The sequence below is a fragment of the Brevundimonas sp. Root1423 genome (assembly GCF_001426805.1).
This window is the reverse complement of record NZ_LMFL01000023.1, coordinates 207,996-227,855: the sequence shown is the minus strand read 5'-3', so window position 1 is coordinate 227,855 and position 19,860 is coordinate 207,996. Positions and strand designations below refer to the sequence as shown.

Genomic DNA, 19,860 nt, shown 5'->3' with positions numbered 1-19,860 from the left:
GAGGAAAGAATGTTCACCCACCTGACCGTCGGTGCGAATGACGTGGAAGCGTCGCGCAAATTCTATGACGCGGCGCTGGGCGCGCTTGGGATCGAGCCGGCCAGCGGCCCGGACCCCAAGGGGCGCTACTGGTGGCGGACCTCGCGGGGCGCCTTTGCGGTCGGAAAGCCGATTGACGGCGAGCCGGCCTGCCACGCCAACGGCGGCACCATCGGCTTCGCGGCGGCCGATGGCGCGGCGGTGGAGGCGTTCCACACGGCAGGGCTTGCGGCTGGCGGCACGGCCATCGAGGACCCGCCCGGCGTGCGCGACGGCGCCTTTGGCAAGCTGCATCTCGCCTATCTGCGCGACCCGTCGGGCAACAAGATCTGCGCCATGCACCGGCTGGGGTGATGGAAACGGTCAAGACCCACGCCGTCCACGGCGGGACGCTGCGCTATCTGAAGCACGACAGCGCAGTCATCGGCACGCCGATGACGCTGTCGGTGTTCGTTCCGTCGGGGGGCGGGCCGTTTCCGGTGCTGATCTGGCTGTCGGGCCTGACCTGCACGGAAGACAATTTCACCACCAAAGCGGCGGCCTATGCGGCTGCGGCCGAGCACGGGGTGATCATCGTCGCGCCGGACACTTCGCCGCGCGGCGAGGGTGTGGCGGACGATCCGTCATATGACCTGGGACAGGGCGCGGGGTTTTATGTCGATGCGACGCAGCCGCCGTGGGCGCCGCATTTCCGCATGGAGAGCTATGTGGTCGAGGAGCTGATCGGCCTGATCGACGCGGAGTTCCCGACGACGAAAGCGCGGTCGGTCAGTGGGCATTCCATGGGCGGGCACGGGGCGCTGACGCTGGCGTTGCGCCATCCGCACCTGTTCCGGTCGGTCTCAGCGTTTGCGCCGATCTCGTCGCCGACGCGGTGTCCGTGGGGGGAGAAGGCGTTCACCGCCTATCTCGGTCCGGATCGCGAGGCCTGGGAGGGCCATGACGCGGCTTTGCTGATCGAGAGCGGCGTCGGCGAGGGCTGCTACGACGACATCCTGATCGACCAAGGCGACGCAGATCCTTTCCTGACCGAACAGCTCAAGCCCGAACTGCTGGTTCAGGCGGGCAAGGCGGCGGGGCAGACGATCACCCTGCGGATGCAGCCGGGGTACGACCACTCGTACTTCTTCATGGCCAGTTTCATCGATGATCACATCGCCTTCCACGCGGCGCGGCTGAAGGCTTAGGGTGGGCCAAACCGAAGGGGTTCCGATGAAGCGTTTCGCCCTGGCTCTGGGCCTGATGGTCCTCACCGTCGCCGCGCCTGCACTGGCGCAGCAGCAGATGACCGATCCGGACTTCCGCCCGACGGTGGCGCGGCACGCCTTCGCCGCCGACGGCCCGATGGTCGTGATTGACGGGGCGCACAATAATTTCCACACCGTCGACGGCCGGTATTCGCCCTTCGTCGCCCTGCTGCGGGCCGACGGCTATCACGTGCGTGGCGGGACAGCGCCGTTCGACGCGGGCGGACTGGACGGCGTCGGCGTGATGGTGATCGCAAATGCGGGTCCGGCGGACGACGGCTCGCCCTTCACCGCAAGCGAGATCGAGGCTGTCGAGGCTTGGGTGCGAGGCGGCGGGCGGCTGCTGCTGATCGCCGACCATGCGCCTTTCGGCACGGCGGCTGAGGCGCTGGCGGCGCGATTCGGGGTGAAGATGGGCAAGGGCTACGCCTTCGCCATGAGTGACGGCGACGCCGACCTGACGACCAATCTGACCTATCCGGCGGAGGCGTTCGGGGATCATCCGATCATCTCGGGTCGAAACGCTGACGAGCGGGTGGCGAGCGTGACCGCCTTCACCGGTCAGTCGCTGGAAGGGCCGGCGGGGTCGGCGACGCTGCTGCCCATGACCGTGGGCGCACGCGAGGCTCGGGACCTCCCCACGCTTCAGGCGCTGGCGGGCCGGCTGGACGGAGGCGCGGCGGGAGAGGCGGCCCTGACGGAGCTGTCGACGCCCGCCTTGCCGGCGCAGGGGCTGGCGTTCCAACACGGGCAGGGCCGGGTGGTGGTGTTAGGGGAGGCGGGAATGCTGTCGGCGCAAGTCGTCCGCTATACCGACGGGCAGCCCGACCGGCGGTTCGGCATGAACATGGCGCCGGGCAATGCGCAGTTCGGGCTCAACATAATGCACTGGCTGAGCGGCCTGCTGCCCTGAGAATGTGCTAGCAGGGCGTATGACCGACAACGCCGCCCCAGACTACGCCCCGATGTTCGCCGCGCTTTGCGTCGAGGTGGGCTTCTGCCTGCATCCCAAGGGCGAGGCCCGGGTCCAGGCGGCGCTGGCGAATGGGCTGGATGCGGGGGTGCGGGCCGTGTTCGACGCGGAGGGCGTGGATTTCGCCTCGTCGACCGGGGATCTGAGACGCGCGGTCCGCGACTGCCTGAAGGCGCATCTGCCGCAAGCTGGGTCGGCGCAGGTCTAGTCGTCAGCCTTGGCGGGCGCGGTTGTTGTGGTCGTGGTGGTGGTTGTCGTCGTCGAGCTGGAGACGGTGTAGCTGACCGTGCAGGACGGCGCGGCGACCAGCTCGCCGGTGCTGGTATGGCAACTCGAGCGCGCCTCGGCCTGATCTGCGAACCGGTCCAGAGACGCCCCGGTGGCCGCACAGCCCGACAGGACCGACAGGTTGAGGACGGCGGCGATAGCGCGTGTGGCTGAGGTCATGGTTCCTCCCAAGGCTGGTCGAAGGATCGACTTCAACCGGCGGCACCGCAAGCGCGGCTGAACAAAAAGCCGGCGCAACCGCTTGGGTCAGGGTTGCGACACCCTAAATGCATGCTCTCCCCCAACGCTGTCGAAGGATTCTCCCCATGGCATTCACGCTCCCCCCGCTTCCCTATGCCTATGACGCGCTTGAGCCCGCCATCGACAAGGAGACGATGACCTTCCATCACGACAAGCATCACCAGGCCTATGTCGACAAGCTGAACGAGGCGGTTGCCGCCGACGCGAGCCTGCAGGGCAAGACGCTGGAAGAGTTGTTCACCTCGATCTCCAAGGCGCCCAAGGCCGTCCGCAACAACGGCGGCGGGCACTGGAACCACAGCCTGTTCTGGGAGCTGCTGGCTCCGGTCGGCGAGACCGGCGAACCCTCGGCCGACCTAGCCGCCGCCATCGACCGCGATCTGGGTGGGATGGACAAGTTCAAGGAAGCGTTCAACGCCGCCGGCGCTGGCCAGTTCGGCTCGGGCTGGGCATGGCTGATCGTTCAGGACGGCAAGCTGAAGGTCACTTCGACGCCAAACCAGGACAATCCGCTGATGGACGTGGCGGACGAGAAGGGCGCCGTCGTGCTGGCCGCCGATGTCTGGGAACACGCCTATTATCTGAAATACCAGAACCGTCGGCCCGACTATCTCAAGGCCTTCTGGACGGTGGTGAACTGGAACAAGGCCAACGAACTGTTCGCCGCGGCCAAGTGATCGTTTGAATCCGCCGCGCTGCTCTGGCGCGGCGGATGCGGCCGCCTATCTCAAGCGCTGCTTTATCCCTCCCCGGAGAGCCGACCGATGAACGTCCACGCCCGCCTCGCCGCCGCCGCCCTGATCCTGGCGTCGATCGTGGCCTGTTCGCCCGAGGCGGAAAAGGCCGCCGCGCCGACGGCCGCGCCCGCGACGGCGCCGAGTCCCGACATCCACGCCTTCCGGATCGGGGCGCTGGAGGCGGTGGCGCTGAAGGACGGGGAGATCGTGATGCCGAACGCCGCCAACGAGAGCCCGTGGTCGGACACGGCGGCGGCGCGGACAGTCCTGACTGGAGCGGGCCAGCCGGGGGACGCCATCCATCTGTCGGTTCAGCCCCTGTTGGTGCGGGACGGCGAGCGGGTGGTTCTGATCGATACCGGCGCGGGCGGACGGATGGGCACACAGGACAAGCTTGTGGGTTCGCTGCGTGCAGCGGGAGTCGACCCGACGACGGTGACAGACGTCCTGATCTCGCACGCGCATGGCGACCATGTCGGCGGGCTGGTCGGGGCGGATGGATCCTTGACCTTCCCCAACGCGGCCGTGCGCATCAGCGAGCCGGAGTGGGAGTATATGAAGGCCGGCGCAGCCAAGGCGGGCGAGGCGGCGCTGCTGACCGCGGTGACGCCAAAGGTCCAGCCGTTCGCGCCCGGCGCGCAAGTTACGCCCTCGATCCGGGCCGTGGCGCTGGCCGGCCATACGCCGGGTCATTCGGGGTATGAGGTCGTCTCGGGCGCGGAGCGGCTGCTGTATATCGGCGACGCCATGCACAGCTCGGTCATTTCGGTGCAGCGGCCGGACTGGGTCAATGGCTGGGATACGGACAGCGCGGCGGGCGTGGCCACGCGGCAGGGGTTGCTGGAGCGCGGGTCTGCCGGATCGCTGCGCATCTACGGCGTCCACTTCCCCTTCCCGGGGCTCGGCCGGTTCCAGCGCAGGGACGACGGCTTCGTCTGGGTTCCGGAAACGACCGCCCAGCCTTGACTCAGCGGGGCGTGGCCGTCATAAGCCCGCCCTCACGCATCCGGCCCGCCGGACGCGCGAACCACTACGGACGATGCGTGGACCGCCGTTGAGATCGTCTCTCCAGTTGGGGAGGGACCGGGCCGCATCACGAAGAAGAGTGACATATGTCCAAGCGCCATAGCGCCAAGTACAAACTCGACCGGGTCATGGGTGAAAACCTGTGGGGTCGCGCCAAGTCCCCCGTCAACAAACGCTCGTACGGCNATGTCCAAGCGCCATAGCGCCAAGTACAAACTCGACCGGGTCATGGGTGAAAACCTGTGGGGTCGCGCCAAGTCCCCCGTCAACAAACGCTCGTACGGCCCCGGCCAGCACGGCCAGCGCCGCAAGTCAAAGGTCTCTGACTTCGGCCTGCAGCTGAAGGCCAAGCAGAAGCTGAAGGGCTACTACGGCAACATCACCGACCGTGAAGCGGCCATCGCTACGGTCGGCGACGTGCTGGCCGAAGAGCTGAANCGTACGGCCCCGGCCAGCACGGCCAGCGCCGCAAGTCAAAGGTCTCTGACTTCGGCCTGCAGCTGAAGGCCAAGCAGAAGCTGAAGGGCTACTACGGCAACATCACCGAGAAGCAGTTCGCCGCGACGTACGAAGAAGCTTCGCGCCGCAAAGGCAACAGCTCGGAAAACCTGATCGGCCTGCTGGAGTCCCGTCTGGACGCCCTGGTCTATCGCGCCAAATTCGTTCCGACCGTCTGGTCGGCCCGTCAGTTCGTCAGCCACGGCCACGTGACCGTCAACGGCAAGAAGGTCGACATCGCGTCGTACCGTCTGAAGGTCGGCGACGTCGTCGAGGTCAAGGAAAAGTCCCGCAACATGGCGCTGGTGCTCNGAAGTGCGGGCGTCGGTGTTCTGGGTTCCGCGGATCAGTGTCAGGGACTGGAGGGCGGCGGCCACGTGACCGTCAACGGCAAGAAGGTCGACATCGCGTCGTACCGTCTGAAGGTCGGCGACGTCGTCGAGGTCAAGGAAAAGTCCCGCAACATGGCGCTGGTGCTCGAAGCCCAGCAGTCGTCGGAACGCGACATCCCGGACTACATCGAGCTGGGCGACCGCGGCTTCTCGGTCCGCTTCGTCCGCGTGCCGGAACTGGCCGACGTGCCGTTCCCGGTGAAGATGGAGCCGAACCTGGTCGTGGAATACTACTCCTCGTAAGGACGGTTTTCCGGCGGATCACGTCGTCCAGCTTGGCCCAGACGACGGCCAGGTCGCTGATNGGCGACCGCGGCTTCTCGGTCCGCTTCGTCCGCGTGCCGGAACTGGCCGACGTGCCGTTCCCGGTGAAGATGGAGCCGAACCTGGTCGTGGAATACTACTCGTCCTAAGTGCGGCTATCGCGCGGTCGCGCTACTTGAGCCGCGCAAGTCCTGGAAGGGCCCCGGAGAGATCCGGGGCCTTTTCTGTTTCCAGCCGGTTCCCTTCGCGGGCGAACGCGCGCATTTTGTCGGCTGAGGGTTCGGCGAGGAGGCCGGGGATGAGACTGATCGCGACAGCCGCCGCCGCTCTTGCGCTTGCTCCCTTGCTGTCGGGTTGCGTTGTCGTGCGTCAGTTCACGGACCAGCCTGCTCCCGAGGCGGCCTCGTTGCCGGGGCATGTCGAGCCGGTCCACGCCGCGGTCATCGCGCAGAATCAGGCCGCCTTCTGGGTCAGCTCAAACGGCTGCACGGCCAAGGCCGACATCCAGCCCGTGGTGCGCCAGTCCAGCGACGGGCCGATCATCACCCTGCGCCGGATCAAGGAAGACCGCTGCCGTCAGGTCCAGCCGGAAGGCGTGGAGATGCGCTGGTCGTTTGAGGAGCTGGGTCTCGCGGACGGGTCGCGCCTGTCGGTGGAGAACCCATACCAGCTGCCGCCGGGCTAACGCCGCTCGAAGGCCGGCAGCATGGTGGCAGGGATGCGGTGCGGCCGCATGGTCACGGCGTCCACCAGCACCCATTCCGAGACGCCCTGGGCACACAGCCGGCCCTCGCCGTCCTCGATGCGGACGTAGCGGTTGAAGCGCGGTCCCTGCGGATCGCCAACCCAGGTGCGGGCCGCGACGCCTTGAGCCTGCGGAGGCAGGGGGCGGAAATAGTCGATCTCGTGCCGGACCGCGACCCATGACCAGCGGGCCCGGGTCTCACCGTCAAAGCGGGCGTTCCAGTGGGCGGTACCCGCGTCCTGCAGCCAGCCGACATAGACCACATTGTTCACATGGCCGTTGTCGTCGATGTGTTCGGGCAGGACCGTCAACGGGACGACGAATATCTCGCGGTCGTCGCGGGGTTCGAGAACCGCGCGGGCCATCAGGCGTCGGCGTCTTCGCCCAAGGCTACGCCCTTGTCGGCCATCAGGGCCTGGAGCTCGCCGGCGTTGAACATTTCACGCACGATGTCCGAACCGCCCACGAACTCGCCCTTCACATAGAGCTGGGGGATGGTCGGCCAGTCACTGAAGGTCTTGATCCCGTCGCGCAGGGCCTCGTCCTGAAGCACGTCCACGCCGACGAAATTCGCGCCGATATGGTCGAGGATCTGCACCGCCAGCGATGAGAAGCCGCAACGTGGGGCGTCCGGCGTGCCCTTCATGAACAGGACGACGTCGTGCTGTTTCACCGTCTCGCCGATGAAGGCGTGGACGGGATCGGCGCCGGCGGCGGAAGTCACGGCTTGGTCGGTCACGGGGATACTGGCCTCTCGGTGAAGGCCGTCACGTATGGACCGCGGGGCAGGGGGTCAAGGGGCGTGTGGCGTCAGGCCGCCTTGGCTCCCGCGACCCGGGCCATCTCGATCTGGGCGGCCAGACCCGGCGGCATGTCGCGGTCAGGGACCTGCGACAGGCTATTCAGCCGCTCGATGTCGCTGGCTTCGATCAGGACGCTGGAGACCGACGGATCGGTCAGGGCGTAGGCGAGGCAGATGGCTTCCGCAGTCCAGTTGTTGGTGCGGTGCAGGAAGGCGAAGGTGCCGGCGTGGGCCAGCGGCCCTTCCTTGACCTTGGGACCGCCGCCGAAGCCGAAGAAGCTCTTCTTCTTCTCGACGTGGGCCGTGGCGGCCTTCCTGGCGGTGTTCAGGCTGTCGGGGAAATAGCCGTAGACGAAAATGGCCATGTCCTGCTCGCGGGCGGCGCGCAGGCGCGACCTGACCTGCCAGCTGGCGTTGACGTGGAACGGCGTGGCCAGCACGTCGAAGGCGCCGGTCGAGACATATGTGTCCATGACGTCGCCCTCGCCGGAGACGCCCAGAAGGCGGACTCGCTCGGTGGCGCGCAAGGCCTTCAGCGCATTCAGCGTGGACTGGGGCAATTCGTTGTCGACAGGCTCGTCCAGCAAAGCCATGTCGAACCAGCCGAGGCTGGACGCGTGCAGGGCCTTGTCGATAGCTGAGGTGATGCCTTCGGCCGAGAAGTCGCGGTCTGAGCCCCGGCGGCCGTCGCCGGCGCCGAGCGTCAGCGAGACCTGCACCAACTTGCGGTCGACATGTTTGAGGGCCTGACCCAGGACTTCGGCCAGAACCGGGTCGGCGGTCTCGAGACGGTAGCTGTTGATGCCGGCTTCCAGCGCCGAATAGACGAGTTCGCGTCCGGCCTCGGGGCCGCCTGCAATGTCGCGCGCGCCGAGGCTGAGGGTGAGGGCCGAAACGGCCTGTCCGGCGACGCCGAAGGGACGGTAGCGCATGGTCTCAGTCTCCCGCCGGTGTGGCTGTTTCCAGCGCCAGCGCGTGAAGTTCGCCGCCCATCTTTCCCTTCAGCGCGGCGTAGACCAGCTGATGCTGGCGCACGCGGGGAAGACCGGCGAAGGCCGTGGAGACGATGCGCGCGCGATAGTGGTCGCCGTCGCCGGCCAGATCGTCGATGACGATCTCGGCATCGGGAAAGGCTTCGGTCAGGTGGCTGCGAAGCGTTTCGACAGGCATGGGCATGGAAGGCGCGGTCCCCGGATTGTGCCAGGATGATGCACCGTAAACCTTAATGGCTGGCTACGCCGCAGCCCGTTCCAGCAGGACGATCGGCGCGCCCTTGTAGGTGGTCTCGATGTAGGGAATGTAGCCGGCCCGTTTGGCCAGTGCGTGCGACGGGGCGTTGTCCGGAGAGATCATGCAGACGGTGCGCGGAGCGTTCAGGGCGTCGTCGCACCATGCGAGGGCGGCGGACAGGGCCTCAAAGGCCATGCCCTTGCCCTGAAAACGGGGGGCGACGCCCCAGCCGAGCTCCGGCGCGTCGAAGGCGGGGGTCATGATGCGGCGATAGTCCAGCACGCCGACGCTGCCGACATAGACGCCCGTCGCTGTGTCGCGGATAGCCCAGTTGCCATAGCCCAGCGCTTCCCAATGGCCGATGTCGCGCAGCAGACGGAACCAGACATCCTCGGAACTCAGCGCGGTGGGGAAAATAGCCGTGGCGAACGCTGGATCACCCCACAGGGCGACGAGGTCGTCGAGGTCGGACAGGGCGACGGGGGCGAGGGTCAGGCGTTCGGTGACGAGGATGGTCATGCGAACAAGGCTCCTGCGCGTTCGATGCGGGTGCGGCCGGCGGCGTCGGTGACGGCGTAGGTGAAGCCCGGCTGGAGGGCGAAGGCGCCGGAGCGTCCCGACTTGTCGAGCGCCAGCAGGGCGACTTGCGAGGCGACGACCTTCGTTCCGCGCAGGCGGGCGAGGCGTTCGATTACGGAGCGGCAGGCGGCGGTCGGATCAAGGCCGTGCCGCATCGCCTCCACCACCGAATGGGAGCCCGCAACACGCACCACGTCCTCCCCGACGCCGGTGGCGGTCGCACCGCCGACCTCGTCATCGACATAGAGGCCGGCGCCGATGATCGGGCTGTCGCCGACCCGGCCGGCCATCTTGAAGGCCATGCCGGAGGTGGTGCAGGCGCCGGCCATCCGCTGGTCCGCGCCGATAGCCAGCAGGCCGATGGTGTCGTGGTTGCCGGGGCCTCCCGGCGTGCCCCGCCAGTCGGCGTTCTCGCTGTTGGGGCGCGGGGCGTAGTCGGCGGTCTTCAGCCATTCCCGCCAGGCGGTTTCGGCGCGGGGTGTGAGCAGGTTCTGCGTTTCGAATCCCTGATCGAGGGCGAACGCGCTGGCGCCGGGGCCGACCAGCATGGTGTGGGGCGTTCTCTCCATGACGCGGCGCGCCACGGAGACCGCGTGGACAACGTCCTCCAGTGCGCAGACGGCCCCGATGTCGCCGGCCCAGGTCATGACGCAGGCGTCCAGCGTCACCCGGCCGTCGCGGTCGGGCAGGCCGCCAAGCCCGACGGAGGTGTTGCTCTCGTCCGCCTCGGCCACCCGGCCCCCGGCCTCGACCATGTCCAGCGCGGAGCCGCCCTCCTGACGCGCGGCCCAGCCCGCGGCGTTGGCCGCGGCGCCGAAATTCCAGGTGGAGACCATGATGTCGGGCGCCCGGTCCTGCGCGCCCGCAGAGCCGGCGATGGCGACGAGAGGCGCGGCGCCCAGAACGGCCCTGCGGGAGGGGGCGCTCACAGCGGACCCGCTTGCCTGACGCAGGTGATGCCTTGTCGACCGGCAATGTTCAGCACGGGCATGTTCCTCTTCGGGCGGCGCTTTCTGCAGAGCTTAGCGAACCCCCTAGGTCTTGAGAAATTTTCACGCTAGCCTCCGGTCCACGGGCTGACGCGCTTTATCTGGAGGGACGCGGCGTGCCTCAGGACCGACTAGGGCTGTTCGACACCCCGCCGGATCGGCGGCAGATCCGGCTCAGTATCGCGATCGTCTGCCTGTTGGGCGCGACCCTTCCATTTATCTGGGCGGTGCGCGGCACGCCGGCACCAGCGGTCAATGCCTTCGCCCCGACGGTCGATGCGATCATGTTTCTCGGGGAAGCGATAACCGCGACCCTGCTGTACGCCCAGGCGGCCGTATTCCGATCGCGCGCCCTTGTCGCTCTGGCCACGGGGTACGTCGTCACGGCGCTGCTGGTCATGGCGCACGCGCTGACCTTCCCGGGCGCCTTCGCCCCGGATGGACTGCTGGGGGCCGGAATAAGCACGGCGGCCTGGCTCGCCTACGGGAGGCGTTGGGTGTTTCCCGTCGTGATCCTTCTCTACGTCTGGCTGAAGTGGAAGGAATCCGCCGCCCTGCCGGGGACCGAACGGCCCGCGGTCCGGGTCACCGAGTGGGTCGCCGCCGGCCTGGCGGCGGGGGCGGCGATCATCCTGTTGACGACCGCTGGCAAGGATCTGCTTCCGGCCTATTTCACCAGCCGGTCGGACGTCATCTACTCCAGCGCCGTCTGGTATCAGGTCGCCCTCTTTACGGGGTTTGCAGCGGCCGGAATCGTCCTGTTCCGGTCCCGCAGTTCGGTGCTCGACATGTGGCTGCTGGTCGCCGTGTCGGGCTGGGTGATCGAGACGCTGATGGTCATGATGCTGACCGCCCGGTTCACGGTGGGCTGGTACTGTTTCTTCGTCGTGTCGGTGTTTTCGCACCTGATCGTGATGCTTGCCCTCATCGCCGAGTCCAACAGGCTTTATGCCCGTCTGGCGCTGGCGACGATCGCGCGGAACCGGGAAAGAAACGCCCGGCTGATGTCGTTGGATGCGGTGGCGGCGGCCATCTCGCATGAGGTTGGACAACCCCTGACGGCCATCCGGCTTCAGGCGGGGATTGGCCGAAGCCGGCTCGCCGCCACGCCCGCGGACGTTCCGGGCGCCATTCAGGCGCTGGACGCTATCCTTGAGGCCGAGCACCGCACCTCTGCGGTCATCAAGAGCATTCGCGCCATGTTCGGCAAACGACGGGGCGGCCGGACCCAGTTCGACCTCAACGTGCTGGTGCGGGAAACGGTGGTGGTGATGGACCGGGATTTGGCCGCCCACGATGTCGCACTGGACCTCAAGCTGGACGACACGCTGCCGCCGGTTCTGGCGGACCCGGTCCAGATCCAGCGGGTGCTGGTCAACCTGCTGACGAACGGCATCGAATCGCTGGACGCCGTTACGAGCCGGCCTCGCCGGATAAGCATCCGGTCGACGGCGGCGGAGGGTGAAGCGGTCCTGCTCGAGGTCAGCGACAACGGCGCGGGCATCGCGCCCGATGCGCTTGACCAGATCTTCGAGGTCTATTTCACCACCAAGCCGACTGGTATCGGCCTCGGCCTGTCCCTTTGCCGCATCATCATTGAGGCTTGCGGCGGACGTCTGTGGGCCTCACGCGGGGTGAGGCACGGGGCGACCTTCCACCTGCAACTGCCGCGCAGCGACGTGTTTGCGCAATAGGCGCTGTGGAGCTGCGAGCCGTCAGATCAGGCCCAGTTGCTTGAAGCTGGCCACGCCGGCTCGGCCGACGATCAGGTGGTCGTGGACGTCGATGCCGAGCGCCCGCGCCGCTTCGACGACCTGACGCGTCATGTCGATGTCGGGCCGCGAGGGCGTCGGATCGCCCGATGGGTGATTGTGGACGATGATCATCGACTTGGCCGACAGCTCCAGCGCCCGCCGCACGACCTCGCGCGGATAGACGGGGGCGTGGTCGACGGTGCCGCGGTTCTGGATTTCGTCGAGGATCAGCTGGTTGCGGTTATCGAGGTACAGGACGCGGAACTGCTCGCGCGGTTCGTGCTGCAAGCTCATGCGGACATAGGCGACGAGGGCCGTCCAGGAGGAGATGACGGGGCGGGCGGCGGCCTCCTCGCGGGTCACGCGGCGGGCCACCTTGTGCAGGGCGGCGAGGTCGAGGGCGGTTTCGGCCCCGATGCCTTTCTTCCGGCCCTTGGCGTCCTCCGCGCGAACGGTCATCAGGTCCTCGACCGAGGCGGCCAGAACCGCCGCCAGCGAGCCAAACCGGGCCAGGAGAGCCTTGGCAATGGGTTTGACGTCGCCCTGCGGCTGGCTACGGAAAAGGAACAGCTCCAGCAGTTCATAGTCGGGCAGGTGGTGGATGCCGGCGCCGCGCGCGCGTTCGCGCAGCCGCTCGCGGTGACCGGCATGGTGAGGCGGTTTGGGCTTGTCAGGCGGTTGGTCGACCATTCGCCTCCCTCGGGAGACTACAGCCTATCCTAGAATTTCGGGCGGAACAGCCCGGCGGGGCTGGCGCTGAAAATCTCCAGCCCGTCATCGGTCACGCCGATAGTGTGTTCGCATTGCGAGGACAGGGACTTGTCGCGGGTCACGGCGGTCCAGCCGTCGGACAGAACCTTCACGTGCGGCTTGCCGAGGTTCACCATCGGCTCGACGGTGAAGAACATGCCGGGCTTGAGCGTCGCGCCCTCGCCGCGCCGGCCATAGTGCAGGACGTTGGGGCTGTCGTGGAAAAGACGGCCGATCCCGTGGCCGCAGAAGTCGCGCACCACCGACATCCGGTTGGCCTCGACCACCTGCTGGATGGCGTAGCCGATGTCGCCGAAGGTATTGCCAGGCTTGACCATGGCGAGGCCGGCGTCGAGCGAGTCATAGGTAACGTCGATCAGCTTCTTCGCCCGGGCGTTGATGGCGCCGACCGCATACATGCGGCTGGAATCGCCGTGCCAGCCGTCGACGATGACGGTGTGGTCGATGTTGACGATGTCGCCGTCCTTGAGAACCTTGTCGCCGGGAATGCCGTGGCAGACGACGTGGTTGATCGAGGTGCAAATGGTCTTCTCATAGCCCTTGTAGCCGAGGCAGGCGGGCAGGGCGCCGTTGTCGAGGGTGAACTCGCGGATGCGGTCGTCGAGCTCGCCGGTCGTCACGCCGGGGACCACGAACGGCGTGATCATGTCGAGCGCCTCGGCCACCAGACGACCGGCCGCGCGCATGCCCTCGAAGGCCTCGGCGTCGTGGACGCGGATCTCGTGGGTGCGGACGAAGGCGTCGTCGTCCAGTTCGGGGGTCTCGTACATTCGGTCGGCTTTCGGGGGCGGGCTCGAGTCTCAGGTGGGAGACTATAGCACAAACCTCAAGGCCGGGTTGAGGCGGGCCGCCGTCCCGAGAATGCGTCCGCCACCGCAGCATACGCCGGATTGGCCCGGCCTTTCGCGTCGAGCAGCAGCGGGCTGTCGTCGGTCCAGCCCTTGCCATCCGGACGCAGGAGCCAGCTATCCGTGTCGCGCAGGCCCCAGGTGGTGAAGGCATAGCGCTGGCGTTCCGGCAGGGCCATGAAGGCTTCGGCCAGTTCGCCGACGCGGGCGACCTGCTGGGCGCGCTTCGCCGCGAGGGAGCGGGTATCGAGGCGGTTGTCGGAGCGCATGGAGAAGTCCAGCTCGGACACATGGATCGGCAGGCCGAGCGAACCGGCGTCCTTGATGAAGGTCGTGATCTGGCCGGCCGGGATCTCGATGTCGAGGTGCGACTGGGTGCCGATGCCGCCTACGGGAGCGCCGAGAGTCAGCAGGCGCTCGACCAGCCGGAGAAAGGTCGCGCCCTTCCGGGGGATATTCTCGAGATTGTATTCGTTGAGGAACAGCACTGCGTCCGGATCCGCGGCGCTGGCCTGTTCGAAGGCGCGGACGATGTAGCCTTCCTGACCGAGGGCCCGACTGAAATGGCAGTCTCGCAAGCCGTCGCCGTCCTCGGCCACCGGCTCGTTGACCACGTCCCAGCCGGCCATCCTGCCGCGATAGCGCCCCGCGACGGTCGAGACGTAGCGGTCGTATTCGGCGGCGAATCGGGCGGGGCGCAGGGCGTCGGTGAAGGCCTGCTGGCCTTGGGAATACCAGACGAGGGTGTGGCCGTGGACGCGCATGCCCTGTTCGCGGCCCCAGTCCACGATCCGGTCGGAGGCTGAGAAGTCACATGTGAAGTCCGGCTGCAGGATGCGCTCGGGCTTCAGTTCCCATTCGGGCGTCAGTTGGCTGACATGCTTGCGCATCTGGCCGACCCAGACGGGGTCGGACAGCTGGCCGGTCATGCCGGTGGCGCCGAGGGGGAAGTCCGCGAGGCCTTTGAGCGGGGCGGCCTCAGGGCCGGGCGCGGGCTGGGCCGAGGCGAAGCGGTTGCAGGCCGCGAGGGCGAGAGGCGCAGCGAGGAGGGAGCGGCGGTCGATCATATCCCTGCCTCTGAGGCGCGGGTCAGCCCGCGCGGCGGCGCAGGCCCAGTTCGTCGAAGGCGGCGGTTTCGCGCTTGCCGGCGGCGATGATGCTGTTCAGCCGGGTGGTTTCGGCGACGTGCTCGAACTTTTTGAGTTCCTCGAAGGCGCCGGTGAGGGCGTCGCGGGCGCCTTCCTCCTCGGCGTTGATGACGACGACGTCGGCTTCGGCCGCGCCCTTGCGCATTTTCCAGCCGCTCAGATAGGCCTGAAGGAGCATGGCGGCATCGGCGTCGGAGCGGGCGCGTTCCTGTTCGATCTCCGCCTCGGCCTCAAGCACGGCGATGCGCATTTCGGCGGACGCCCGGCGAGCCGTGATCTCGGCGAGGCGCTTCTGAAGGGTCTCGACCTCGTAGTTCGAGATCCGGATCAGCGATTGGGCCCAGGCGGTCATCTGCGTACTCCGGTCACTGGATCATTCCCTGATTGAGGATAGCTTCCAGCTGGGTAAAGGAATCGGAAAGAGGCGTGTGATCGTCCTTGTCCTGGCCGAGGAAATTCTCGAGCGCGGGATTCAGGGCGATGGCGCGGTCGACAATCGGGTCGGCCCCGGTGCGATAGGCGCCGATGCGGATCAGCTCTTCCATGTTGGCGTAGGCGCTGAGGCACTGGCGGGCGCGCTTGTTCAGCTCGCGCTCGGGCGGGGTCTGGCAGGCGGGCAGGGTGCGGCTGACGGATTTCAGCACGTCGATGGCGGGGAAGCGGCCGCGCTCGGCGATCTTTCGGTCCATGACGATGTGGCCGTCGAGGATGCCTCGCACGGCGTCGGCGATGGGCTCGTCGTGGTCGCCGCCGTCCACCAGCACGGTGAACAGTGCTGTGATCGGCCCGGCGGTGGTGCCGTCCGGCCGGACAGGACCGGGGCCGGCGCGCTCCAGAAGCTTGGGCAGTTCGGTGAAGACGGTCGGGGTGTAGCCCTTGGTTGTCGGGGGCTCGCCGGCCGCCAGGCCGATCTCGCGCTGGGCCATGGCGAAGCGGGTGACCGAGTCCATCAGGCACAGGACCTCCAGATCCTGATCGCGCAGGTATTCGGAGATGGCCATGGTCATATAGGCGGCCTGCCGGCGCTTCAGAGCGGGTTCGTCGGAGGTGGCGACCACGACGATGGCGCGGCGCAGGCCTTCCTCGCCGAGGGTTTCCTCAATGAATTCGCGGACCTCACGGCCCCGTTCGCCGATCAGGCCGACGACAACCACGTCACAGGTGGCCTGACGCGCCAGCATGGACAGCAGCACCGATTTGCCAACGCCCGAGCCGGCGAAGATGCCGAGACGCTGGCCGCGGCAGGTGGTGGTGAAGACGTCCATCGAGCGGACGCCCAGGTCGAGGCGTTCTCCGACCCGGCCGCGGGAGTGAGCCGGAGGCGGGGGCGCGCGCAGGGGATAGGCGGCGGGGCCGACGGGCAGGGGGCCCTTACCGTCGATGGGCTGGCCGAAGGCGTCGATGATCCGGCCCAGCCAAGCCGTCGTGGGGCGCACGCTGGCGGCGGCGGAGACGATGCGGATGTCGGCGCCGGGGGCCACGCCCTCGACCGGGCCGAAGGGCATCAGCAGGGCCTTGGCGTCGCGGAAGCCGACGACCTCGGCCGGCAGGGGATGGAGGTGACGCCGCTCGATCTCGGCCCGGGCGCCAACGGCAAGGCGCGACAGGCCGCCCCGCGATTCAATCAGCAGCCCGTTCACGCCCGCGACCTTGCCGGTCACGACAAGCGGATCGACGGCTTCGACGGCGGCGGCGAGATTACGCAAGAACGGCCCCTGGAACAGTGATTCAGGGATGCGCTGTCGTGGTTAACGGGGAATGAAGGGCAGTCGTACGATGCGCCATTTCCGGGCGTGCGGCAGAGGTTTCCGCGCCAAACCTCTTTGCATGGCGGCGGGAAGGGTTATTTCTTGTTCCGACCCTTCCGGAGATCCGCCATGTCCGACGCCCCCTATGACCCTTCCCGCCACCTGAAGTCGGGGCGGGGCAAGGTCTACGCCTCGATCCTCGACACCATCGGCGACACTCCGATCGTAGGTCTGCCGCGCCTGTCGGCGGAGTATTCGCCCAAGGCCACGGTTCTGGCCAAGCTTGAATTCTTCAACCCGATCGCCTCGGTCAAGGACCGGATCGGCGTGGCCATGATCGATGCGCTGGAACAGGCCGGGAAGATCGGGCCCGAGACGGTGCTGATCGAACCCACCAGCGGCAATACCGGCATCGCCCTGGCCTTCGTGGCGGCGGCCAAGGGGATCAAGCTGATCCTCGTTATGCCCGAGAGCATGTCGATCGAGCGGCGCAAGATGCTGGCCCTGCTCGGCGCTGAACTGGTGCTGACCCCCGCCGAGAAGGGGATGAAGGGCGCCATCGCCATGGCCCAGGAACTGCTGGACCGGACGCCCGGCTCGGTGTGCCCGTCGCAGTTCGACAATCCGGCCAATCCCGCGATCCATCGGGTCACCACGGCCGAGGAAATCTGGAACGATACGGCCGGCGCGGTCGACATCGTCGTGGCCGGAGTCGGCACCGGCGGAACGATCACAGGCGTGGGCCAAGTGCTGAAGGCGCGCAAGCCGTCGCTGCGAATGATCGCGGTGGAGCCGACCGCGTCGCCGGTGCTGTCGGGCGGTGAGCCCGGGCCACACAAGATTCAGGGCATTGGCGCCGGCTTCATTCCGCCCAACGTCGACCGCTCGGTCATCGACGGGGTCGAGCAGGTGTCCAATGAGGACAGTTTCGACATGGCCCGCAAGGTTGCCCGGACGGAGGGAATTCCCGTCGGGATTTCGTCGGGCGCTGCCCTGACCGCGGCCTTCCGTCTGGCCTCGCGGGATGAAAACGCCGGCAAGACCATCGTCGCCATCGTTCCCAGCTTCGCCGAACGCTACCTGTCGACGGCGCTGTTCGAGGGGCTGTAACGGCGCTCCCGTCGCGGGGGGCGGGACTTTGGTCGCTGGCAGTTTGACGCACGGGCTCCACCAAGGGCGAGATCAGGTTCGCTCAACAAAGGAATTCCCATGCGTCGTCTCGCCGCCGTTCTCGCCCTCGCGTCCGTCGCCGGTCTCGCCGTGCCGTCGGCCGCCCAGAACGTCGTACGTGCCGGCGGCCCGCAATCCGCGCCGGCGCAGGACATTGCGACCCTTTCGGACGAGTTCAACGGCAGCGCCCTGACCGGCTGGACCCGTTTCGACCAGGCCTTCGGCTGGCCGGACAAGTTCAAGACGCTGGACGTAGGCGGGGTCGAGCCGGGGCTCCTGCGGATCGAGCCGCACCACTCCGCCTGGGTCCGGGACCTGAATGCACCCTTTATCTTCCGGGACGTCGTCGGAGACTTCGATGTACGGGCCCGGGTCCGGGCGCATGGCCTGAATGGCGACATCCCCGGCGGCAACTGGTCGCTGGGCGGGCTGATGGCGCGGGTGCCGAACGCCTCGACCGCGGCCAGCTGGTCGCCGCGCAGCGAGAACTGGCATTTCATCACCACTGGCGTGGGGAATAACGCCGGCGAGCAGATGATTGAAACGAAGGGCACCTACAACAGCTATTCGTCGCTCAAGCTTCGGCCCGCGCCGACGGGATGGATCGAACTGAGGCTGGTGCGTGTGGGCATGGCCCTGTTCGCGCTGGCTCGGCCGGAAGGCGAGACCCGCTGGCAGGTTCGGGACCGGTTCTACCGGATGGAGAACAGCCCCCGCATGCAGGTGGGCCTGATCGCCTACACCCATAGTGTTGACGTGCCGCAAGGGCCCGACAACGCGGAGGTCGCGAACCGCACGGTCAACCGCGAAGCCCAGGTGGACATGGCGCTGGACGTGGACTGGATTCGCTTCGCGCGCCCGCGCCCGCAGGTTTCCCGTGACTGGTATCATCAGGTCAGCGCCAACCCGCTTGCGGACCCGAACCTGCCGGAAGCGGCCGTGCTGGAGGCCTTGGGCGACTAGGCCGGCTGTCACAGCCGGTTAACCGGCGTGGCCATAACATCGCGGTCGACATGTCCGAGCCCGCGCCCATTCACGAGGATGCCGCCCCGGAAGGCGGTTTCCGCGCGCGCCATGCGCTGCTGAAGCGCCTGGCCGATGTGGTGTCTCTGCCCACCAGCCGGATCAACGCGTTTGAGCGCGCGGTGACCGGCGACCTGCTGGTGGAGATGCTGCGTCTGGCCGGTCCGGAGGATCGCAGGCGGGTGGCCCAGCGGCTGGCCCCGCTGGCGGAACTGCCCAACGCCCTTGCGCGGATGCTGTTGCGCGACGAGCCCGAGATCGCGGGTTTGCTGATCGAGCAGTGCGCCTCGCTGTCCGACGCCGATCTGGTCGCCTGCGCGCGAGACACGGGCCCCGAGCACAGGTTCCTGATGGCCAGCCGCCGCGGGCTGTCGGAGGTTGTGACAGAGACCCTGCTGAGTTTCGGCGAGAGCCATGTCATCGAGGCCGTGCTGCGCAACAGCACGGCACGTCTGTGCCAGACGGCGATCGAGGGGGTGGTCAGTCTGAGCCGGCAGGAGCCGCACCTGTGCGGCCCCGTGCTCAAGCGTCCCGAACTTCGGCCGTCGGGGGCCTATGTCATGTTCTGGTGGTCCTCGCCCGAGGATCGCCGGACCATCCTTCAGCGCTTCGCTGTATCGCGCGAAGTCATGCAGGAGGTGGCCGAGGACGTCTTCGCCATGGCTGCCGATGAAAACTGGCAGGACCCGGTGTCGCGCAAGGCGCTGCAGTTTATCGAGCGCCGTCAGAGAAACCGGGCCGCAATCGAGAAGAGCCCGTATGGCGGGCTGGAGCAGGCCGTGGCCGCTGCGGCCGCAGGGGGGCTTAATCGCGAGGTCGCGACCGAGATCGCCTATCTGTCGGGCGTGAAGCCGATCACGGGAGCCAAGATCATGGGCGATCCCGGCGGGGAGCCGCTGGCGATCCTTTGCAAGGCCACGGGTCTGGGCAAGACCGATCTGCAAGGCCTGTGGCGCTCGATGCGCCGGCCCGAAACGGCCCAGGATGGATCGGTTCACCCGGCATGGGAACGGGTCCAGGTCACCTATGAAATGCTGGCGGTCGATCGGGCCCAGACGGTGCTGCGGTACTGGAACTGGTCGCTGTCTTCCGCCCTGACGCCCGCTCTACTCAGGGCGATCCGCGACGGCGAAGAAGAAGGGATCGACGATTACTCCGCCCCGGAACGCGCCGCCATGTTGGCCCTGGCTGAAAACTTCGGGCGTTGATTGCGGCATTGCAACCAAAAGCGAGGCCCGTTTCTACCCGAGCGAGCGGAGCTACAGTAATTCTCCGACTTGCTGAGAAACGCCGTGGCCATGGTCAGCGTCGCGGTTGATTTAGATACGGAACAAATCTATTGACCTCAT

24 protein-coding genes and 2 pseudogenes are annotated in these 19,860 nt (G+C 67.4%); 14 read left to right on the top strand and 12 right to left on the bottom strand.

Features of this window, described 5'->3' with window-relative positions:
* The first annotated feature begins 9 nt into the window (after positions 1-9).
* The 4 genes from ASD25_RS14480 to ASD25_RS14465 are packed head-to-tail and all read left to right on the top strand — an operon-like array spanning position 10 to position 2,467.
* A complete protein-coding gene (locus tag ASD25_RS14480) occupies positions 10-393 on the top strand; it encodes a VOC family protein (RefSeq protein WP_056618063.1) in 384 nt (127 codons plus the stop codon).
* A complete protein-coding gene (fghA, locus tag ASD25_RS14475; RefSeq protein WP_056618060.1) occupies positions 393-1,226 on the top strand; it encodes an S-formylglutathione hydrolase in 834 nt (277 codons plus the stop codon). The genes ASD25_RS14480 and fghA overlap by 1 nt, the downstream gene beginning before the upstream one ends.
* Positions 1,227-1,251: 25 nt before the next feature.
* On the top strand, positions 1,252-2,199 hold the full coding sequence (locus tag ASD25_RS14470) for a DUF4350 domain-containing protein (RefSeq protein ID WP_056619161.1): 948 nt from the start codon (positions 1,252-1,254) through the stop codon (positions 2,197-2,199).
* A 19-nt stretch (positions 2,200-2,218) separates the two neighbouring features.
* Positions 2,219-2,467, top strand: coding sequence for a hypothetical protein (locus ASD25_RS14465; RefSeq protein WP_056618057.1), 249 nt, complete (start codon positions 2,219-2,221; stop codon positions 2,465-2,467).
* Here ASD25_RS14465 and ASD25_RS14460 read toward each other — a convergent pair.
* On the bottom strand, positions 2,464-2,706 hold the full coding sequence (locus ASD25_RS14460) for a hypothetical protein (protein ID WP_056618054.1): 243 nt from the start codon (positions 2,704-2,706) through the stop codon (positions 2,464-2,466). The two genes, ASD25_RS14465 and ASD25_RS14460, sit on opposite strands and share 4 nt — an antisense overlap.
* Positions 2,707-2,852: 146 nt before the next feature.
* Between ASD25_RS14460 and ASD25_RS14455 the strand changes: the two genes are divergently transcribed.
* The 6 genes and pseudogenes from ASD25_RS14455 to ASD25_RS14435 all read left to right on the top strand — a co-directional run bounded on the left by ASD25_RS14455 (position 2,853) and on the right by ASD25_RS14435 (position 6,389).
* On the top strand, positions 2,853-3,464 hold the full coding sequence (locus ASD25_RS14455) for a superoxide dismutase (protein ID WP_056618050.1): 612 nt from the start codon (positions 2,853-2,855) through the stop codon (positions 3,462-3,464).
* Positions 3,465-3,551: 87 nt separating this feature from the next.
* Complete coding sequence (locus ASD25_RS14450; RefSeq protein WP_056618047.1) at positions 3,552-4,490, top strand: MBL fold metallo-hydrolase; 939 nt, start codon at positions 3,552-3,554, stop codon at positions 4,488-4,490.
* Between the two features lie 246 nt (positions 4,491-4,736).
* Positions 4,737-4,987 (top strand): annotated as a pseudogene (locus ASD25_RS14445) (hypothetical protein); the annotation flags it as partial.
* 1 nt (position 4,988) lies between these two features.
* Positions 4,989-5,359 (top strand): annotated as a pseudogene (gene rpsD / locus ASD25_RS29485) (30S ribosomal protein S4); the annotation flags it as partial.
* A 1-nt stretch (position 5,360) separates the two neighbouring features.
* Positions 5,361-5,683, top strand: a 323-nt coding sequence (locus tag ASD25_RS29480; protein ID WP_255356163.1) for a S4 domain-containing protein, incomplete at its 5' end; no start/stop codon positions are given.
* 319 nt (positions 5,684-6,002) lie between these two features.
* Positions 6,003-6,389, top strand: a complete 387-nt coding sequence (locus ASD25_RS14435; RefSeq protein WP_056618044.1) for a hypothetical protein — start codon at positions 6,003-6,005, stop codon at positions 6,387-6,389.
* On the opposite strand, the gene ASD25_RS14430 is transcribed toward ASD25_RS14435, so the two are convergent.
* From ASD25_RS14430 to ASD25_RS14405, 6 genes are all read right to left on the bottom strand, one after another.
* The gene (locus tag ASD25_RS14430) at positions 6,386-6,814 is read right to left on the bottom strand and encodes a thioesterase family protein (protein ID WP_056618040.1); all 429 of its coding nucleotides are present in this window, start codon (positions 6,812-6,814) and stop codon (positions 6,386-6,388) included. The two genes, ASD25_RS14435 and ASD25_RS14430, sit on opposite strands and share 4 nt — an antisense overlap.
* The gene (grxD, locus tag ASD25_RS14425) at positions 6,814-7,188 is read right to left on the bottom strand and encodes a Grx4 family monothiol glutaredoxin (RefSeq protein WP_235562735.1); all 375 of its coding nucleotides are present in this window, start codon (positions 7,186-7,188) and stop codon (positions 6,814-6,816) included. The genes ASD25_RS14430 and grxD overlap by 1 nt, the downstream gene beginning before the upstream one ends.
* A 71-nt stretch (positions 7,189-7,259) precedes the next feature.
* The gene (locus ASD25_RS14420; protein ID WP_056618037.1) at positions 7,260-8,183 is read right to left on the bottom strand and encodes an aldo/keto reductase; all 924 of its coding nucleotides are present in this window, start codon (positions 8,181-8,183) and stop codon (positions 7,260-7,262) included.
* Between the two features lie 4 nt (positions 8,184-8,187).
* Complete coding sequence (locus tag ASD25_RS14415) at positions 8,188-8,427, bottom strand: BolA family protein (RefSeq protein ID WP_056618034.1); 240 nt, start codon at positions 8,425-8,427, stop codon at positions 8,188-8,190.
* Between the two features lie 57 nt (positions 8,428-8,484).
* Positions 8,485-9,000 carry a GNAT family N-acetyltransferase gene (locus ASD25_RS14410; RefSeq protein ID WP_056618032.1) on the bottom strand — a complete coding sequence of 172 codons (516 nt, stop codon included), beginning with the start codon at positions 8,998-9,000 and terminating at the stop codon, positions 8,485-8,487.
* Positions 8,997-9,989 carry a N(4)-(beta-N-acetylglucosaminyl)-L-asparaginase gene (locus tag ASD25_RS14405; RefSeq protein WP_056618028.1) on the bottom strand — a complete coding sequence of 331 codons (993 nt, stop codon included), beginning with the start codon at positions 9,987-9,989 and terminating at the stop codon, positions 8,997-8,999. The genes ASD25_RS14410 and ASD25_RS14405 overlap by 4 nt, the downstream gene beginning before the upstream one ends.
* Positions 9,990-10,165: 176 nt before the next feature.
* Between ASD25_RS14405 and ASD25_RS14400 the strand changes: the two genes are divergently transcribed.
* A complete protein-coding gene (locus ASD25_RS14400) occupies positions 10,166-11,743 on the top strand; it encodes an ATP-binding protein (RefSeq protein WP_056618024.1) in 1,578 nt (525 codons plus the stop codon).
* A gap of 21 nt (positions 11,744-11,764) precedes the next feature.
* On the opposite strand, the gene radC is transcribed toward ASD25_RS14400, so the two are convergent.
* Genes radC through fliI form a run of 5 tightly spaced genes read right to left on the bottom strand, consistent with a single transcriptional unit; the run spans position 11,765 to position 16,276 of the window.
* Positions 11,765-12,493, bottom strand: a complete 729-nt coding sequence (gene radC, locus ASD25_RS14395; RefSeq protein WP_056618021.1) for a DNA repair protein RadC — start codon at positions 12,491-12,493, stop codon at positions 11,765-11,767.
* A 29-nt stretch (positions 12,494-12,522) separates the two neighbouring features.
* The gene (gene map, locus ASD25_RS14390; RefSeq protein WP_056618016.1) at positions 12,523-13,344 is read right to left on the bottom strand and encodes a type I methionyl aminopeptidase; all 822 of its coding nucleotides are present in this window, start codon (positions 13,342-13,344) and stop codon (positions 12,523-12,525) included.
* 56 nt (positions 13,345-13,400) lie between these two features.
* Positions 13,401-14,489 (bottom strand): endo-1,4-beta-xylanase, encoded by a 1,089-nt coding sequence (locus tag ASD25_RS14385; protein WP_056618013.1) that lies wholly within the window; start codon positions 14,487-14,489, stop codon positions 13,401-13,403.
* Positions 14,490-14,511: 22 nt separating this feature from the next.
* Positions 14,512-14,922, bottom strand: a complete 411-nt coding sequence (locus tag ASD25_RS14380) for a flagellar export protein FliJ (protein WP_056618010.1) — start codon at positions 14,920-14,922, stop codon at positions 14,512-14,514.
* Positions 14,923-14,935: 13 nt separating this feature from the next.
* Positions 14,936-16,276 (bottom strand): flagellar protein export ATPase FliI, encoded by a 1,341-nt coding sequence (fliI, locus tag ASD25_RS14375; RefSeq protein WP_056618008.1) that lies wholly within the window; start codon positions 16,274-16,276, stop codon positions 14,936-14,938.
* Between the two features lie 171 nt (positions 16,277-16,447).
* Here fliI and cysK point away from each other — a divergent pair, with 171 nt between their 5' ends.
* From cysK to ASD25_RS14360, 3 genes are all read left to right on the top strand, one after another.
* On the top strand, positions 16,448-17,428 hold the full coding sequence (gene cysK, locus ASD25_RS14370; protein ID WP_056618005.1) for a cysteine synthase A: 981 nt from the start codon (positions 16,448-16,450) through the stop codon (positions 17,426-17,428).
* Between the two features lie 99 nt (positions 17,429-17,527).
* Positions 17,528-18,451: a hypothetical protein gene (locus ASD25_RS14365; protein WP_056618002.1), complete on the top strand. Its 924-nt coding sequence runs from the start codon at positions 17,528-17,530 to the stop codon at positions 18,449-18,451.
* A 50-nt stretch (positions 18,452-18,501) separates the two neighbouring features.
* Positions 18,502-19,719 carry a DUF2336 domain-containing protein gene (locus ASD25_RS14360; protein ID WP_056617999.1) on the top strand — a complete coding sequence of 406 codons (1,218 nt, stop codon included), beginning with the start codon at positions 18,502-18,504 and terminating at the stop codon, positions 19,717-19,719.
* The last annotated feature ends 141 nt before the right edge of the window (positions 19,720-19,860 follow it).

What these genes read in the sequence shown, in the direction of transcription:
- radC (WP_056618021.1), bottom strand. Translation starts at nt 12,493, where the DNA reads ATGGTCGACCAACCGCCTGACAAGCCCAAACCGCCTCACCATGCCGGT.
- ASD25_RS14410 (WP_056618032.1), bottom strand. Translation starts at nt 9,000, where the DNA reads ATGACCATCCTCGTCACCGAACGCCTGACCCTCGCCCCCGTCGCCCTG.
- ASD25_RS14435 (WP_056618044.1), top strand. Translation starts at nt 6,003, where the DNA reads ATGAGACTGATCGCGACAGCCGCCGCCGCTCTTGCGCTTGCTCCCTTG.
- ASD25_RS14470 (WP_056619161.1), top strand. Translation starts at nt 1,252, where the DNA reads ATGAAGCGTTTCGCCCTGGCTCTGGGCCTGATGGTCCTCACCGTCGCC.
- ASD25_RS14385 (WP_056618013.1), bottom strand. Translation starts at nt 14,489, where the DNA reads ATGATCGACCGCCGCTCCCTCCTCGCTGCGCCTCTCGCCCTCGCGGCC.
- ASD25_RS14380 (WP_056618010.1), bottom strand. Translation starts at nt 14,922, where the DNA reads ATGACCGCCTGGGCCCAATCGCTGATCCGGATCTCGAACTACGAGGTC.
- ASD25_RS14420 (WP_056618037.1), bottom strand. Translation starts at nt 8,183, where the DNA reads ATGCGCTACCGTCCCTTCGGCGTCGCCGGACAGGCCGTTTCGGCCCTC.
- ASD25_RS14455 (WP_056618050.1), top strand. Translation starts at nt 2,853, where the DNA reads ATGGCATTCACGCTCCCCCCGCTTCCCTATGCCTATGACGCGCTTGAG.
- ASD25_RS14430 (WP_056618040.1), bottom strand. Translation starts at nt 6,814, where the DNA reads ATGGCCCGCGCGGTTCTCGAACCCCGCGACGACCGCGAGATATTCGTC.
- ASD25_RS14415 (WP_056618034.1), bottom strand. Translation starts at nt 8,427, where the DNA reads ATGCCCATGCCTGTCGAAACGCTTCGCAGCCACCTGACCGAAGCCTTT.
- cysK (WP_056618005.1), top strand. Translation starts at nt 16,448, where the DNA reads ATGTCCGACGCCCCCTATGACCCTTCCCGCCACCTGAAGTCGGGGCGG.
- ASD25_RS14465 (WP_056618057.1), top strand. Translation starts at nt 2,219, where the DNA reads ATGACCGACAACGCCGCCCCAGACTACGCCCCGATGTTCGCCGCGCTT.
- ASD25_RS14450 (WP_056618047.1), top strand. Translation starts at nt 3,552, where the DNA reads ATGAACGTCCACGCCCGCCTCGCCGCCGCCGCCCTGATCCTGGCGTCG.
- ASD25_RS14460 (WP_056618054.1), bottom strand. Translation starts at nt 2,706, where the DNA reads ATGACCTCAGCCACACGCGCTATCGCCGCCGTCCTCAACCTGTCGGTC.
- ASD25_RS14360 (WP_056617999.1), top strand. Translation starts at nt 18,502, where the DNA reads ATGTCCGAGCCCGCGCCCATTCACGAGGATGCCGCCCCGGAAGGCGGT.
- map (WP_056618016.1), bottom strand. Translation starts at nt 13,344, where the DNA reads ATGTACGAGACCCCCGAACTGGACGACGACGCCTTCGTCCGCACCCAC.
- ASD25_RS14480 (WP_056618063.1), top strand. Translation starts at nt 10, where the DNA reads ATGTTCACCCACCTGACCGTCGGTGCGAATGACGTGGAAGCGTCGCGC.
- fghA (WP_056618060.1), top strand. Translation starts at nt 393, where the DNA reads ATGGAAACGGTCAAGACCCACGCCGTCCACGGCGGGACGCTGCGCTAT.
- ASD25_RS14365 (WP_056618002.1), top strand. Translation starts at nt 17,528, where the DNA reads ATGCGTCGTCTCGCCGCCGTTCTCGCCCTCGCGTCCGTCGCCGGTCTC.